Origin of the sequence: Labilibaculum manganireducens (genome assembly GCF_002843385.1) — a bacterium.
Classification (GTDB): domain Bacteria; phylum Bacteroidota; class Bacteroidia; order Bacteroidales; family Marinifilaceae; genus Labilibaculum; species Labilibaculum manganireducens.
This window is the reverse complement of sequence record NZ_MVDE01000012.1, coordinates 123,924-141,651: the sequence shown is the minus strand read 5'-3', so window position 1 is coordinate 141,651 and position 17,728 is coordinate 123,924. Positions and strand designations below refer to the sequence as shown.

11 protein-coding genes are annotated in these 17,728 nt (G+C 35.7%); 1 reads left to right on the top strand and 10 read right to left on the bottom strand.

Annotated features, from left to right (window positions below):
• Nucleotides 1-395 precede the first annotated feature (395 nt).
• The 4 genes from BZG01_RS09990 to prfA all read right to left on the bottom strand — a co-directional run bounded on the left by BZG01_RS09990 (nt 396) and on the right by prfA (nt 4,964).
• Nucleotides 396-1,430: a potassium channel family protein gene (locus BZG01_RS09990; protein ID WP_180327276.1), complete on the bottom strand. Its 1,035-nt coding sequence runs from the start codon at nt 1,428-1,430 to the stop codon at nt 396-398.
• Between the two features lie 78 nt (nt 1,431-1,508).
• Nucleotides 1,509-2,786: a DUF2851 family protein gene (locus tag BZG01_RS09985; RefSeq protein ID WP_101309691.1), complete on the bottom strand. Its 1,278-nt coding sequence runs from the start codon at nt 2,784-2,786 to the stop codon at nt 1,509-1,511.
• Between the two features lie 110 nt (nt 2,787-2,896).
• On the bottom strand, nt 2,897-3,724 hold the full coding sequence (gene pyrF / locus BZG01_RS09980) for an orotidine-5'-phosphate decarboxylase (RefSeq protein WP_101309690.1): 828 nt from the start codon (nt 3,722-3,724) through the stop codon (nt 2,897-2,899).
• A 154-nt stretch (nt 3,725-3,878) separates the two neighbouring features.
• Nucleotides 3,879-4,964, bottom strand: a complete 1,086-nt coding sequence (gene prfA, locus BZG01_RS09975) for a peptide chain release factor 1 (RefSeq protein WP_101309689.1) — start codon at nt 4,962-4,964, stop codon at nt 3,879-3,881.
• Nucleotides 4,965-5,229: 265 nt separating this feature from the next.
• Between prfA and BZG01_RS09970 the strand changes: the two genes are divergently transcribed.
• Nucleotides 5,230-7,275 carry a transglutaminase family protein gene (locus BZG01_RS09970; RefSeq protein ID WP_101309688.1) on the top strand — a complete coding sequence of 682 codons (2,046 nt, stop codon included), beginning with the start codon at nt 5,230-5,232 and terminating at the stop codon, nt 7,273-7,275.
• A 70-nt stretch (nt 7,276-7,345) separates the two neighbouring features.
• Here the strand turns inward: BZG01_RS09970 and BZG01_RS09965 are convergent, their stop codons facing one another.
• The 6 genes from BZG01_RS09965 to BZG01_RS09940 form a co-directional block, all read right to left on the bottom strand.
• Complete coding sequence (locus BZG01_RS09965; protein WP_101309687.1) at nt 7,346-8,515, bottom strand: AIR synthase related protein; 1,170 nt, start codon at nt 8,513-8,515, stop codon at nt 7,346-7,348.
• 100 nt (nt 8,516-8,615) lie between these two features.
• Nucleotides 8,616-10,973, bottom strand: a complete 2,358-nt coding sequence (gene porE, locus BZG01_RS09960; protein ID WP_101309686.1) for a PorE family type IX secretion system protein — start codon at nt 10,971-10,973, stop codon at nt 8,616-8,618.
• 163 nt (nt 10,974-11,136) lie between these two features.
• The gene (locus BZG01_RS09955) at nt 11,137-13,326 is read right to left on the bottom strand and encodes a glutamine synthetase III family protein (protein WP_101309685.1); all 2,190 of its coding nucleotides are present in this window, start codon (nt 13,324-13,326) and stop codon (nt 11,137-11,139) included.
• Between the two features lie 254 nt (nt 13,327-13,580).
• On the bottom strand, nt 13,581-14,696 hold the full coding sequence (locus BZG01_RS09950; RefSeq protein ID WP_101309684.1) for a hypothetical protein: 1,116 nt from the start codon (nt 14,694-14,696) through the stop codon (nt 13,581-13,583).
• A gap of 20 nt (nt 14,697-14,716) precedes the next feature.
• Nucleotides 14,717-15,922 (bottom strand): metallophosphoesterase, encoded by a 1,206-nt coding sequence (locus tag BZG01_RS09945; protein ID WP_101309683.1) that lies wholly within the window; start codon nt 15,920-15,922, stop codon nt 14,717-14,719.
• A 252-nt stretch (nt 15,923-16,174) separates the two neighbouring features.
• Nucleotides 16,175-17,716 carry a RagB/SusD family nutrient uptake outer membrane protein gene (locus BZG01_RS09940; RefSeq protein ID WP_101309696.1) on the bottom strand — a complete coding sequence of 514 codons (1,542 nt, stop codon included), beginning with the start codon at nt 17,714-17,716 and terminating at the stop codon, nt 16,175-16,177.
• Between the last annotated feature and the right edge of the window lie 12 nt (nt 17,717-17,728).

The following is a 17,728-nucleotide window of genomic DNA, read 5'->3' as shown; positions in this document are numbered from 1 at the left end:
AATTTCGCTGTAATCCCTAAGTTTCCTAGTGACTCACAAGCTCGTTAGCTCCGAAAGCGGGTGCAAAGATAAATCATTTATTTTAATATATCCTAATCCCTAAGTGAAAAAATTTCAAAAAAATAAATAAAATTGGAAGTTTAGTAGGTGTATACAATCATAAAAAGATTCCTACGACCACCCTACCACTGCCTATAAAATACTACTAAACAACCATTTTATAAATCCACTCTCCGTTGAAAGTGGATGCAAATATAACAGAAGAGTCTCCACACTTCCAAATGTTTCCTAAAAAAAATTCAAACAAAAAGTCAAAACACTGATTTACAGACATAAAAAAAATCACAATATAGATTGTGATTTCCAATTTTATATCAGTAATAAGAAATTTAGCCTTATACGCCTTCTACTAATAGCTGCTTTAGATTGTAAACCTGCTCTTTATTTCCCAGAACAAATAGATGAAAAGATTTATCGAGAACTATTTCGGGAGAAGGATTATATACATATGCCCCACCTTCATCTTTTAAACCAATTATATTGGCTCCTGATTTATCTCGTACATTTAGCTCCCGAATGGATTTACCCACAAAACAATTTGCCAGCTCACAACAGCTAACTTCTTCCAACTTCACCCCTTTGGTTGATTGCAACAGAATATTATCCAGAAATTCCACCACATCAGGCTGTGCAACCAACTTTGCCATTTGTTGTCCACCTAGTCGATCAGGCATAATGACATTATTAGCTCCTGCTCTTTTTAATTTATTATCGGATTGACTTTTTTCTGATCGTGATATAATCTTTATCGTTGCATTCATTTCCCGTGCAGTAAGTACAACGTACACATTCTCAGCATCATTCGGGATTGCTGTTATCAGCGCTTTGGCACTGGAAATATTTGCCAAACTCAGCACTTCTTCCTGAGTAGCATCACCTTGGACAAACAATAATTCCGGAATTAAACGAACATTATCAATACTGCTTTCCTCAGAATCAACAACAACTACATTTTCTCCATGTGCAATCAATTCGAGGCATGCCTGTTTCCCATTTCTTCCAAAACCACAAACAATAACGTGTCCACTTAATTTCTCTATACTTCTCACGGTTCTATAATCTTTTAAATTTCTACGAAAAACGCCATCTAAAATAAATCGGGTTACTGCAGAAGCCAAATATCCAAATATTCCAAAACTGACGAAAATTAAAAATATTGTAAAAAGTTTCCCTGTATCCGACAATGGATGCACTTCAGTAAATCCCACTGTTGTAATAGTAATCACGGTCATATAAAGGGCATCTACAAAAGTATAGGCTCCGTTCAAAAACATGAATCCAGCTGTACCAATAAGAATTGCCAGTATCAAAAATGACATTGCGATACCTAATGTACGTATGTTTTCCTCCCAAATTTTCTGCTTATTCATTCGTGCAAGATTAAAATCCAATATAATCATTAAAGCCTTACAATAACAAAGGAAACATTATATTTTCATCAATATAAATTATATATCAACACTACGAATAATTCTATTTCCAAATTCGCACTGCAAGCAATTAAATAAATCACAATAATTAGACTTTAGTTGCAATAAAGCCTGAGAATGATACGCAGACTTCACGTTAACACCACATTCTTTCCATTTTCGGGTAACCGAATTCTCCTCGGCAGAAACTTTATCCAGCAAATCACAAGCTTTATCTTTCAATTTTTGAGAGTCATTTACTACCCCATAGAGAAATAAAACAGGGATAACACAATTAATAATTAACCCATTGATACTCGATTGCCCAAGAATCTTAACTTTTTCATTCGAGTCCAAGCCGAATTGATAATGAGAAGTCCAATACTCGGAAGCTTGACAGCTCAATAGTTTTGCGATATCCTCTATTGAATTCACATGAAGAATTTGTGAAAACAAAGACTGCGAATTATGAACCAAGGCGGCAAATTGTGCAATTCTAACTGTAGGAAAATTGGATGGCCGTAAACGTAACCACTTCCATTGACCAGGAGACAATGCTTTCAATTGATATTTATCAGCCAAAAATTCATATTCCAGTTTCAATTTATTGAGATACGCATCTTCACAATCAAACTTTTCAAACAAACCTGATTGCCCAAACAGTAAAGCTTCCAATTGAAAGATAGAGTTCTTTTGCCGGGCCAGAAATTTCATTGGAATGGATCTGGCCAGCTGTTGAAAAGGATCAGCATTCACTTTCATTCCAAAATATCGTGCCAACACCTGATAAAATGTTTCCTCCCAAGAGTTGTTATTTTGCTCTAAAATCTTTTGAATCTCGTCAGACTTCCGCTCCAAACGTTCCAGAAGCATTCTGTCAAGCCAATTCCGAACAAAAAAACTTTCAATCTCACCAATTTCATCCACACAGGGAATCCATTTTTCAGACAACATTAACTTTCTGTAGTTATTCAATAATTCAGGAGTGAAACGAAGCACCAAACAGGGAATGACGCGATCATTTTTCAAAACAACAGGTGAATCATCTTCCAAAACAACATGCAAAATTACATTTTCGTAGGCAGGATCAGTATTGTGCCCATGAGAATACCATGATGAAGATTTTAGATGAATTTCAACATTTCCGGCCCAAAGAACATTATCGATTTTAATTCTTGCATCAAAAAAATCGGGCCCGGAGTCGAAATTTTGTTTTCCTACATCAATAATCTCAATTGCATTTCCTTTTGTGGAGAAAATACTTGTTTTAGAAAACAGATTCTGTTTCCAAATAAACTGCAGGAAATCTTCATTCATCAAATTAATTTTAAATCATCAAAAATCGAATTTAACAATTTATCATGTATTTATCAATAAAAAAGGCGGTAAATCATTGATTACCGCCTTGTAAAATATTTAGTTTGAATTTAAATCAAAGATTTTTCTTTAAGCAAAAGCTCCATTTCCTCCTGTAATTTTCTGGATTCCTCCTTAGCTGCCTCAGCAAATTTTTCCGAAGAATCAGCAAAAATAATTCCTCTCGAAGAATTCACTAATAATCCGCAAGCATTATTCATTCCATATTTCGCCACCTCTTGCAAGCTTCCACCCTGAGCTCCCACACCCGGAACCAACAAGAAATGTTCCGGAACAATTTTTCTTATATCGCCTAACATTTCAGCTTTTGTAGCCCCAACAACATACATCATATTCTCTTTCGTACCCCATTCCTGAGATTTTTCCAGAACTCTTTCAAACAACCTCTGATTATTCTGTTCAAAAAACTGTAAATCGAAAGCCCCCTTATTTGAAGTAAGAGCCAAAAGAATCACCCATTTATTATCGTATTCGAGAAAGGGCGTTACTGAATCTTCTCCCATATAAGGAGCCACCGTAATTGAATCGAAAGGCATATTCTCGAGAAAAGCACTTGCATACATTTTTGAGGTGTTCCCGATATCACCTCTTTTAGCATCAGCAATCAAAAAAATATCTGAATAATTCTCTTTGATGTAGTTTACCGTTTTTTCAAGACTAATCCATCCTTTAGCACCAAGACATTCATAAAATGCAATATTCGGTTTATAGGCAACAGTAAATTCTGCTGTAGCATCAACTATTGCTTTGTTGAATTCAAAAACCGGATCTTCGGTATTCAAAAGATGAGCAGGTATTTTCTTTATATCACTATCTAAACCTACGCAGAGAAAACTCCTCTTCTTCTTAATTTGCTCGAATAATGCTTGATAATTCATCCGTTTATAATTTTAATGTTTTGATGAGATGGAACTTTCCGAAAATTAAATAATCATACCCAGAATATTGATTATATAAAAACAGGCATTCCATTTCTTTGGTTGTTTACTAGTTATTACAAAAAAGGCAGTGGAAAAACCACTGCCAATATTATTACAAACCACTTTCTTTAAGTCGTTCTGAATTTTCTTCAATTTGAAGCTTGTCAATTACTTCCTGAATATCCCCATCCATTGTGGCCGCCAAATTGTACATCGTAAAGTTAATACGATGATCCGTCACCCTTCCCTGCGGAAAATTGTATGTGCGGATTTTTGCTGATCTGTCGCCGGTAGAAACCATTGTTTTACGCTTAGATGAAATTTCATCAAGATATTTTTGATGTTCCAATGCATAAATACGGGAACGCAATTCAACCATTGCTTTGGCTAAATTCTTAATCTGTGATTTCTGATCCTGACATGTAACCACAATGCCGGTTGGATTGTGAGTTAAACGAATGGCAGAATAGGTTGTATTCACAGACTGTCCACCAGGCCCCGATGAACAATAGGTATCCTTACGAATATCACTTTCTTTTACATCGATATCAAATTCTTCCGCTTCAGGAAGAACAGCAACCGAAGCTGCACTGGTATGAACACGACCTTGTGTTTCTGTTTGTGGAACCCTTTGTACACGGTGTACTCCCGATTCATATTTTAAAATCCCGTAAACACCGTTTCCTGTTACGTTCATTACAATTTCCTTATATCCTCCCGAAGTTCCTTCACTAAAACTTGAAATTGAAACCTTCCAACCCTTAGATTCACAAAACTTTGTATACATTCTGGCCAATTCACCGGCAAAAATACTAGCCTCATCTCCTCCGGCACCAGCACGAACTTCAAGAATAGCATTTTTAGAATCTTCGGGATCAGCAGGTATCAGAAGCAATTTAATTTCTTCTTCCAGCTCTGGAATTTTGACTTCCAATTCTTCCAATTCCATTTTTGCCATTTCGCGCAGCTCCTCATCCGATTCGCTGTTTAAAATCTCCTTTGATTCTTCAATCCTATCAAGAGCATTTCTAAATTCCTTAGCGGCATCCGAAACAGCTTCCAATTCTTTATATTCCTTGCTTAGCTTTATATACCTCTTCATGTCTCCCATCACCTCGGGGTCGGTAATCAACTGACTAACCTCCTTGAATCGGATAAGGACACCTTCTAATTTATCGAGTAACAAATTACTGCTCATATTCTGTATTCTAAATTTTGGACAAAATTATAAAAATAAAATCATTTTAAATAAAGCTTTCGCTATTTAGATGCTGATTTTTAAGAAATCCACTATTTAAGGCAACTCCATGAATTATTCGACCAATATTTTCGCGTAGTAAATTATTTATCACTCATTTAAAAATTTTTATTTAATCTAATAAATTTTAATTTTAGGATTATATATTTAAACTGCCCAAACAACACGATTAAAATATTATAATCACACCCTAACCAAACAAACTATGAATGACTTAATGAAGATTACTTTTTCGCTTCTTCTTATTCTAATAGCCGGCAACTCCAAAGCTGAAACTGAAAAAATTAAATTTGGTAAAGTGTCTATGGAAGAATTGGAAATGAAAGTGTACGAGCAAGACACCAGTGCAGTGGCTGTTATCTTATATGACAGCGGAGCTTCTTATTTTGAAACTGAAGCCAAAAATGATGACACTGATTTTGTCTGTAAATTTGAGCGCCATGTGAGAATAAAAATACTAAAACCTGAAGGTTTTGATTTTGCAACATTTAAAATTCCTATATACCATGGCGAAAATGGAGAAGAAAAAACAAGCTCAATTAAAGGAAGAACTTATAATTTGGATGGTAAAATTCTTATAGACAAACTCGAAAAAAATTCAATTTTCAAAGAAAAAACTACTCCAAGCTGGAATAGAATAAAATTCACTATGCCGAATATAAAAGTAGGCTCTGTTATTGAAATAAAATACCAAATTTCCTCTCCATTCTATCAAAATTTTAGAGCCTGGCAATTCCAATACAGCATTCCTGTTGTCTATTCAAAATACAATACACGAATCCCAAGTTATTTCAACTATCAGATTACAACAAAAGGATATTATCCCATAAAGAAATTAGATGAAACGAGCAGACCAGAAAATTTTTTGATTCGATACAGAGATAATTCCACAGGAAATGTTGATAGCAAAGTACACCAATACACTCTCACACCCAATTCCAATGTTAATGAATACTATGCGGAAAACATTCCTTCTTTTAAAAAAGAATCATACATGCTTGCCGAAGAAAACTACTTTAGCTGCATTGAATTTGAATTGCAATCTTACAAGTATGATTACGGGGTATTGCATAATTTCACTTCCACATGGGAGGACGTTCAAGACAAACTAATTAAATCAGACGATTTTGGAGGTGTCTTAAAAAAAGATGGATTTATTAAGGATATTCTGCCTGAACTTATTGCTGACGCAAAAAGCGAAGAAGAAAAAACATCTTTAATTTTTCAGGCAGTGCAGAACAACATTAAATGGAATGAAAAATACCGATTGTTTTGCGACAAAAATTTAAGAACTATATGGAAAGAAAAATCGGGAAGTTCTGCTGAAATCAATCTACTTTTAGTAGCCATGCTGCGTATGGCAGGAATACAAACGAATCCTGTTGTTTTGAGCACACGACAAAACGGAATTATTCATCCCTCGCATCCTACAATAACCCAAATGAACTATGTTATTGCCTGCGCAAAGATAGGAGACAAAATCTATTTAATGGATGCAACGGATCCCTATTGCCCAATCGGAATTCTTCCGTTTCGATGTTTAAATGACAAAGGCAGATTAATCACAGAAACTAACTCCGAATGGATAAATCTTGAAACTAACAAAGGGTCAAAATGCGCGATTGTGTCGACCCTAAACTTAACCGAGGAAGGTACTCTTAAAGGTAAAGTGACCGAAGCTTTTTATGACTATGAAGGAGTGGATATCAGAAAAACGATTTCGAACAACACAGATGGGTATACCGAAAAATTAAAATCGGATTATGAAGACTGGAATATCTCAGAAATTGAATATAAAAATCTAGAAGACAAAAATAAGCCTTTGAAAATCAGCTACTCAACAGAAATAGAAAACCTTGTAAATATGGAAGGTGAAAGAATCTATTTGAATCCTATTTTAAAAAACAAAACACAGGAAAACCCTTTTAAACTGGAACAAAGAGAATATCCGGTTAATTTTGGATATCCAATAACTGTAAATTACCTGCTGATTCTGGAACTTCCTGCCAACTACACAATTGAGGAACAACCAAAATCTTCTAAAATTACACTTCCTGATAATGGTGGGGAATACATATACCAAATTAATCAATCTGCTAACAAGGTGATGATTAAATACTCTTTTAACACAGGAAAATCGCAATATTTACCTTCTGAATATGATTATTTAAAAGAATTTTACAATTATGTAATTACAAAAGAAAACCAAATTTTGGTATTGAAAAAAGTCGAGCCTACCGCAATAAAATAAATCTCCAATCGAGTTCAAACAAAAAGAGGCTGTTCTATCGACAGCCTCTTTTGTAGTATATTCAAATATCCTAATACTCAAATTCTCCAAATTCACTTTTTATCGTCAATTTTTTTCCTGTGTTTGGCTCACAACGACCAATTATTTGAGCATCTACATTAAATTCTTTTGATATCGAGATAATATTTTCAGCGATTTCTTCCGAAACGTACAATTCAAACCGATGTCCCATATTAAACACCTTATACATCTCATCCCATGAAGTTCCACTCTGCTCTTTTATCAGTTTAAACAAAGGAGGAACCGAAAACATATTATCCTTCACAATATGAATATTGTTGACAAAATTAAGCACTTTCGTTTGTGCTCCACCTGAACAATGAATCATTCCATGGATTTGAGATCGGAATTGATCCAAGATTTTTTTAATAATCGGTGCATAGGTTCTGGTTGGCGAAAGTACCAATTTACCTGCGTCGATATCAACACCTTCCACTTTATCGGTTAATTTACAGTTTCCTGAGTAAACCAATTCCGCAGGCACTGCATTATCGAAACTTTCAGGATATTTTTCGGCCAAATATTTTGAAAATACATCATGACGCGCAGAGGTCAAACCGTTAGATCCCATTCCTCCATTGTATTCTGTTTCGTAAGTTGCCTGCCCTGATGATGACAAACCAACAATTACATCGCCGGCCTGAATTTTTTCATTGGTAATTACGTCTTCTCTTTTCATTCGGCAGGTAACCGTCGAGTCGACAATAATGGTTCGAACCAAGTCTCCCACATCTGCAGTTTCGCCACCTGTTGAATGAATATTAACTCCCATTTTACTGTACTCAGCTAATAACTCTTCAGTTCCGTTAATAATCTGAGAAAGAACTTCTCCGGGAATCAGATTTTTATTTCTTCCAATTGTGGATGACAACAGAATGTTATCGACTGCACCAACACAAAGCAAATCATCCAAATTCATGATCAATGCATCCTGAGCAATCCCCTTCCATACAGAAATATCGCCTGTTTCCTTCCAATACATGTAGGCAAGAGATGATTTTGTTCCTGCGCCATCGGCATGCATAATATTACAATAGTCTGCATCGCCGGTAAGGTAATCAGGAACAACTTTACAAAATGCATTTGGATACAATCCTTTATCCAGATTTTTAATTGCACTATGCACATCTTCCTTCGAAGCTGACACTCCTCTAAGGTTATATCTTTCGTCTTTTCTCATGGTTGTTTAGATAAAAGGTAAAAGCAAAAAGATTAGAACTCGCAGACTGTAAATCGCTAAATAGCAAACAGATAAAACAGTCTCACTCTTACTTACTCATTTACTTCTTCAATTTTTTTGCTTCGGCAAAGGTAATCTTTTTCCCTTTATTGTAAGCGATTACAAATGCATTAATTCCAGTTTCACTAATCTTACCTGCTTCAGCTCTTGCTTCTTCCAAATCATCAAATATTCCGGTAGTGTATCTCACGGTAGAATCATCTACGCTTCCGCGGAAAACGACTTTGTATTTTTGAAGTATGGGCGGAATCGTATTTTTATTGAACGCTCCTATCTGAACGGTATAGAAAACACCTTTAATTTCTGATAAATCCTTTATTAATGTATTACCTATTTGACTGGAATCAGATCCTGGTTTCACTTTAGAATTTGGTCCCGGCTGATAGTCTGTTGACAGCACTCTAAAATCGGTTCTGCGATTCAACTGATTCGCCTCATCCTTCTCTTTCTCTTTCAGCTTACTGATAAAAGATTCACTCAACACATCCCCTTCAGCTAAAAAATCAAACTCTTTTGCCTTCACCGCGTTAATTGTCTGAGGTTTCGATTCCCCATAACCATGAGCAATTAACCGATCCCAGTAGATTCCTTTTTCTATTAAATAATCGACAACTGACTGTGCTCTCTTCTGAGAAAGATCGCGGTTTGTGGACTCACTTCCGACATAATCGGTATGCGATCCCAGTTCAATCGTAATTTTAGGATTATCGTTTAATGTTTCCACCAAACCATCTAAAGCCGTTTTAGATTCTTCCCTTAATTGCCATGATCCAAAATCGTAAAATATATTTGGCAGTTCAATTGGTTTTTCAATCGGTTTTAAACCAATTATTGATTTAAAATTGCGGCTGATTTCTATTCCTAAAGTACTCACCTGCTCTTTGCCATTCAGATATCCTTCTGCCGAAACCATTACAATATATTCCAATTCAGGATCAAGATCAACATTAAATTGCCCGTCTTCAGCTGCTTGACTATCCATTTGTTCACCATTCGAAGAAACGATATGAATATCTGCATTAGGGATAAATTCGTTTGTTTCAGAGTTTACAATTTTTCCCAAAAAAGAAAACTGTAAAGGCACATAATCAAATCTATAAATATCATCGTTGCCATTTTTTCGCGAAGATGTAAACATTCCCTTCTCCTGATCAGGCTGAAATACCATTGCAAAATCATCGGCAGTAGAATTTATTGGATATTTCATATTCTCCACTTTCCACACACCGGTTTCCTGGCGTTTTGCCTGATAAATATCCAAACCACCCATGCCTTCCTTTCTATCAGAAGCAAAGAATAAATCGCCATTGTTCTTTATGAAGGGAAATAACTCATTGTTTGGAGAATTGATTGGCCTCCCCATATTTTGAGGTTCACTCCAACTGCTTCCACTCTTTTTCGCCATCCAAATGTCATTTCCTCCGTAACCACCAGGCATATCGGATACGAAATACAGAATATTACCGTCAGCCGAAATAGAAGGATGCCCCACGGACAGACTATCCGGAACCAGATCGAGCTGTGCGACACTTCCCCAGCCATCTTCCTGCCTTTGCACAGCAAATATTTTTGTTCCCTGATTGTCTTTGGTTATTTTTCGGGAAGAAGTAAAATACAACACATCTGCCTCAGGAGAAAAACATGCCGCACCTTCGTTCCAGTCAGAGTTAATTGTATCTCCCACACCACGAGCCTTACTCCATTGATAAGTATCAACAATTACTTTTCGTGATGTTGCCTCTTTCCCTTTTCTCTTTTTACTCTTTCGAATCACTTCATTGGAAAAATGCGACTCAAAAATATTTGAATGAAAATCTCCTGTAACACCGTCTTTTTTAGGCTTATCATTCAACTTCCTTGTTGATGAGAAAAAGATAACATTTGTATCTTTCCCCATATAAACAGGGCAAAAATCACTGCCCGATGAATTAAAATCATTTAATATCTCCACTTTATATCTTCCCGGATACTCTTCCCATGTGTTAATTCTTTTTAGTATTTCAGAAGGATCATTCTCTGCTTTTGCTTCGGGCTTTAGATCGAGATACTCCCAGAAATTTTCCTCGGCCTCTTCCATTTTCCCGTTTTTCACTTCAGCATAAGCTAAATTTAAAACAGCATTTGAGAAAGTATCCCGGTTTAATATGGCTCTGCGATACCATGAGGAAGCCTTACGTACTTCATTTACCTGATCGAAACAGGACGCTGCTTTAAATGCTATATCGGCTTTTAGTTCTTTATCCTTTGACTTTTTATAAGCTTTTTCGTACAAACCTTGTGCATAGTAATACTGTCCGGACTGAGCCATTTTATCGCCACGATTTACGTAGGATTGCGAAGAACAGGAAACAAATACTCCCAGAATAATAAAAATACAGATATTGGAAAAAAGCTTCATCAGATGAGTTTAAAATTCAATTATTGAACTAACAAGGTATAAAAATAATTATTTTATTCCAGTGGTCAATGTTTTGTCAGTAGAGATAAACATTTCTTATATAAAACAGAAAAGGATGTTCAAATAAATGAACATCCTTTTGCAATTTTTATTGTTGTCTCGACTAGTTATTGAATAACAATTCACGATATTTTGGCAATGGCCACATTTCGTTATCAACGACCAACTCCAACTTATCAATATGATATCTGATACTAGAAAGATAAGGACGAACTTTTTCATCATAAGCCACAGCCATTTCCATGCCTTCTTTCAATACATTACATGCTTTACGAGCATCAACCATTTCTCTCACTTTAGCTTTAATTGAGCTGATATGAACCGAAATCTCTTTAATTAACTCTTTACGCGCGCCAGACAATTCTTCATACTCACTGTTGGTAAAGATATCTCTTAAGCCCTGAACGTTTTGGATTAGCTTAGTTTGATAAGCAACAGCCGTTGGTACGATATGATTGATTGCCAAATCTCCAAGAACACGAGCTTCAATTTGAACTTTCTTAGTAAATTTTTCTAATTCAACCTCAACACGGGCGTGTAATTCTTTCTCGGTCATCACTCCACTTTCAATCAACGATTTTTTAGAAGCTGGATCAAGATACTTTAATATTGACTCAGGAACACTGGTAATATTTGTTAATCCTCTTTTCTTAGCTTCTACTACCCAATCTTCAGAATAACCATCTCCGTTAAAACGGATCGGCTTGCATTCAATAATCATTTTCTTAAGAACCTGAAAGATAGCTTCATCTTTTTTGATTCCTTGTTCAATTAAAGCGTCTACTGCAATTTTAAATTCTTTTAACTCAACAGCAACAGCAGCACTTAAGGCAGTCATAGCAGCAGCGTTATTCACAGAAGAACCTACAGCCCGGAACTCAAAACGGTTTCCTGTAAATGCAAATGGCGAAGTACGGTTACGATCCGTATTATCTAAAATAATTTCAGGAATTCTGCCAATACCCAATTTTAAAGCTGTTTTTTCATCCGGTGTCATTTTTCTTTCACCAACTTCCTCTACAATTCTATCCAACATACTTGAAACTTCATCTCCAAGGAAAGCCGAAATAATTGAAGGTGGTGCCTCATTAGCACCTAAGCGGTGACTGTTTGATGCTGTAAGAATTGACGCACGCAATAAATCCTGATTCTTATATACGGCCATCAAAGTATTTACAACAAAAGTAAGGAATTGAATATTCGCTTTAGGGTTTTTACCTGGAGCCAAAAGAACAACACCTGTATCGGTTCCTAATGACCAGTTGTTGTGTTTACCTGATCCATTAATACCTGCAAATGGTTTTTCATGGAAAAGAATACGGAATTTATGGTGACGGGCAACCTTTTTCATAACATCCATAACCAACTGATTGTGGTCATTGGCAAGGTTAGCTTCTTCATAAATAGGTGCCAGCTCAAATTGATTTGGAGCCACCTCATTGTGACGGGTTTTCACAGGAATTCCCAATTTATGACATTCAACTTCCAATTCCATCATAAAAGCGGTAACACGTTCTGGAATAGATCCAAAATAATGGTCATCCAACTGCTGATCTTTAGAAGAAGAGTGTCCCATTAAAGTACGGCCTGTTAAAACTAAATCCGGGCGAGCCAAATATAAAGCTTCATCAATTAGGAAATATTCCTGTTCCCATCCTAAATTGGTATGAACTTTAGTTACATTTTTATCGAAATACTGACAAACAGCAACAGCGGCTTCATCAACTGCTGCTAATGCTTTCAATAACGGTGCCTTGTAGTCAAGTGCCTCTCCTGTATAAGATATAAATATAGTAGGAATACAAAGAGTTGTGCCTACAATAAAAGCCGGAGATGATACATCCCAAGCTGTATAACCACGGGCCTCAAATGTTTGACGGATACCACCTGAAGGGAATGAAGATGCATCCGGTTCCTGCTGAGCCAATAAACTTCCGGAAAAGTTTTCAATCATATGACCACCATCACCATAATCGATAAAACCGTCGTGTTTTTCAGCAGTTCCGTCTGTTAATGGCTGAAACCAGTGAGTGTAGTGAGTTGCTCCTTTTTCAATAGACCATGCTTTCATACCTGCAGCAATACCATCTGCCATTTTTCGATCTACAGCCAAACCTTTTTGATTTGCAGTCATTACTGCTCGGAAAGCCTCTTTAGAAAGATACTTTCTCATAGATTCTACATTAAAAACTAATTCCCCATAATAATCAGTTACCTTATTTGAAGGAAAATGAACCGCTTTAGGTTCTCTTTTAAGTAACTCCCCTAACGCTTTAAATCTAATTGTGGTCATAAATGAAAAAATTTTAGTTATTGATATCTTAATCCGTATTGAAAAAAAGGGGTACTCAGCAAAAAAATATTTAATTTTTACTCAACACCCCCCTTTGCAGTGATACAAATGTGAATAAAATAATTTGATTTCACAATTCTACTTCCAAAAAAATATGCTCAACAAAACAAAAAAACGATAAAAACAGGATCAAAACCCCTTATTTTTATCGTTTGCGCTTAAAATTTCAGTTTTTTTCAAAAAAAAACTGCTTTTTATCTTACCAATGGAATTTTAGGAGCATTTTTCCGAATAACGTCCCTAACATCCTTTTTTGAACCAATCAATTCATAAAATTTCTGGATATACTCAGTTACTCCATGCCTATTCTCTTCATTTAAATATTCACATCGTGAAATCAATTCCAGAAACGCTTCCTTCAGTTCATTAAAATCTGTAAAAGCGGCATTCAATTCCTCATCGCTCCATCTGTAACCTTTGTATATTCTTTTATACTTTGCATCGGGAGCTATTTGAGGATCCAAAGTAAAATAAGTCTGATTGATTATTCCCGACCAATCAAAATCGAAAGGTACTGCAACAGGAATGCTCTGTTCATCCACTGACAAAATCTCAATATTGTGCAACCGGCAAATATCCCAGTCTGAATTTCCAATCATCAACTGAAACAAAGACAGCATTACCATATTCTTTCGAAGAATATTGTATTGCTTTAAATTTTTATAATGCAGTATTATTTTTCCGTTTCGGGTGGCAAGATCATTTTTATCTTCCAGAAAAAAGCCAAACTTTTGAATGGTATCATTAGTAAGACGATCAATAAATGAAATTTGAGACAAACGAACCCTATAACTGTGTTCGTCGATAAGATTATACATCTTGTAGATCAGATATTCTTTAATGGTATTCTGTTCGAATCCATCCTTATAAGACTGGCAATGACTTACGTATTTTAACTTGCTTTGTCCTTCAAACTCGGTTCCTGCCAACTTTTCTGAAGGCAGTTTAAATCGTAGTGGCGGGAAATCGCAGTTTTGTTTTCGCCTTCGAAAATTTCCCCGGGTCATTACTTCAACATCTATCTTACTTTCCCGTTGCTTCTCATTCTCAATTAACCGCAATTCGCATTTATGATACATCCGGTTCTCTCCAATATCATTTATCAAACTTGACAAATTAGTTTTTAGTTCGAGCTCAAGGAGTTTTTCGTTTTTAAACAATGGCAATTGCAACAAGCTGTCTCTATCCTTTCTGGAAACAGCACTGACTGGAATCGAATAAAGGAATATCAATAAGATTAAGAAAGCCTTTATGAAAAAATCTTTCTTGTTATTATTTTCCAGCCTAATTGTATTCGACAGTCTACCCATTGCATTATTTTGTAAAAATGTTATTCAATTAACTCTCTTCTTCCATCTGAAAAACAACGATAATATTTTCCATCTTCAATTAACACTACCTGAGGTTCGATTTCAGAATATCCCATTGGAACATTTATTGCCACGACTTTACCTTCATGTAAAAAATGAATAGATTCAACCTCTGTATGCCCGATAAAAATTCTATTTACATCATAATAAGAAAGCACCTTATTTAACTCCTCATTAGTAATAATTGAATAACTTCTTGATTTCATCAGATAACCTCTATACCACAAAGGGTTTTCAGGGAAATATATGGATCTCATCAACTTCTCATGTGTCATCTTATTATCTGCACTTATACTTTTCCGAATATCATTGTTTATTTGCTCCAAGCTAAGTCCTCTATCAACTAAATCAGGAGACAAGCCACCATGAACAAATAGTAAATCATTAATTTTAACTACGGAATTTAATGATCGCAGCCATTTCCCCAATTCTGTATCTGCCTTAAAAAAGCGCGGGTAATTAAACATTAACCTTTGGCACATATTCTTATACTTTGGAGCAACGTAACGCGAATCGTTCATTAAAACCATTATTTCGTGATTCCCTAGCAATAAATGCAGTTTCCCTTTATTCTCATTTGCCTGTCTTTGTAATTTCTTAATTAAATACAGACTTTCAGTTACTTTATCTCCCCGGTCAAAAATATCTCCAACAAAAACCAGATGTCCATCTCCCCAATTCCAATCCAAATCCTTATTAATTACTCCAATATTCCGCAATAATTCCACCAGTGCATCATATTCTCCATGCACATCTCCAATTGCCAACAGCTTTGTCACTCCCGAGTATTCTGCACTTTGAATTGGATATTTTCCCTTTCGAAGCCAATATTTATTCTTATCACCTTTTTGTCCTTTAACTACTACCGAATCTCCTTTTATCTTTATTTTCTTCTCCCGGATATCAATGGTATTTCCTTCTTTTTTATGATTGATATACCACAACTTCACAGTTTTATTGTCGAGCCAGAAAAAATGCGGCCCATCAGAGTAGTCTGCCAAGTTAAGATCCTGAATATTTCCATTAAAAACCTTATCGTAAGATGAAAATGCACCTGAGCTTAATTCATTCTTCTTTTCTTGTGCTTCCACATTGAATGACCATAAATTAATTACAGCCAGGAATAATACAATTACATATTTATAAAACTTAACCCTTCGATACATATCATCTATTTTTCTTATTCAAATCAAATACCAAAATTACTATATCTCTTTAAATCAAAAACTAAACCAATATTTTAAAAAATGAGAAAGAGTTAACTGTCCGTAATTAACACAGCAGGTGTTCGAATACGAACTGTGATGGCATCTTATGAAGATAGTAAAAAATTAATGAAGCTTTTACATACAAAAAAAAACAGGGATCCCGAAGAATCCCTGTTACACTACTACTACTACTACTACATAGTACCTGAATTAGTATCCAGGATTTTGTTCAATTTCACCTGTGGTTCTATCAATTTCAGCCTGTGGTACGGGCCAATATTTATGTGCTTCTGAATAATATGGCAAAATGTTAGCCCTATTCGTGCGAAGTAATTCATGGTAACGGTCATTCTCTCCTGCTAATTCAAGACGACGTTCGGCATAAATTGCATCAAGCAAAGCCGTTCCAGATGCAGTAACATCATTTAAACCTGCGCGATCACGCACTTCATTTAAAGCGATTCTAGCATTCCCCTCATCGGTAGTTTTGTAGCAAGCCTCAGCATAAGTCAAAAGCACTTCGGCATATCTCATAATCCGAGTATTGTTTGGATTGTTACGAATCTCAGTTGATCGGTCATCTGGTCCTACATAAATTTTCTGCTGATAGTAGCCAGTTCTATTGAAGGTCAATTTAGCTTTCCACTGATCTAACGAATCATTAGCAACCTGTAAATCAGTCTGAGCGTTGTACCAATCCCAAACGCCTTGAGGAATTTCATTTGCATAAACCTCATCAGTTGTCAGCAAAGTTGCAGCTTTACGAATAACATCTCCCGCAGCATCAAATGCGTCAGCCAAATCTTGAGTAGGTTGGTTAATCCCGTAACCGTAAGTTATATTTCTTGGAATCTGGAATAAGGTTTGAAAGTTACCATTATTCGTTGTAGCTCCAGATTCTGTTAGCGATTCAATAAAATTGATTTCAAACAAAGATTCAATTCCATTTTCGCCATCAAAAGAAAAAACATGAGCAAAATCTGGATCTAACTGATATTCTTTAGAATCTATTACTTTTTTGGCCCAGACTTTTGCATCAGCAAAATTTTCAGCATAAAGATTTACCTTAGCCAAAAATCCTTGTGCAAAGCCTTTGGTAACCCGACCTAAATCACTAGAACTGTAAGCACTTTTAACAGGTAAATTTGGTTCTACAGCTTCCACTTCAGTAATAATAAATGCATAAACATCAGCAGCATCAGATTGTCCAATTTTCTCGCCAGCGCCTTTGATCAAATGATCTAAGATTGGAATTCGATTAAATGCACGCACCAATTCAAAATGATAAAAAGCTCTCAACACTTTCGCTTCTGCAATTAAACGGTTTTTGAATATTGTCGATTCAAACAGTTCATCGGGCATTCCTTCAATTCCTTCGATTGCCTGACTTGACTTATTGATTCCGCGATAGCACAAATCCCATTTGTAACGAACCTGAAACATATCAGCAGTACCATTAAAAGTCTTTAACGGTTCAAATCCTGCATTATCGCCATCACTACCACTATAAATAGCATTGTCACTCATTGTTTCACCAAAGGCCCAAAGAAACCAGCCAAAGCGATAATCTTTCAGGTCTGAATAAGCAGCCGTCACTGAAGCTACAGCTTTTTCCTGACTATTAAAGTAAACATCTGAAGTTTCCTGCCCCAACTTTACCTGATCAAGGTAATCATCGCTGCAATTGGTCAAGACTACACTTGCAGCCAAAACCAGAAGCAACTTGCTAATTGATTTATTATATAATTTCATTCTTTTCATGTT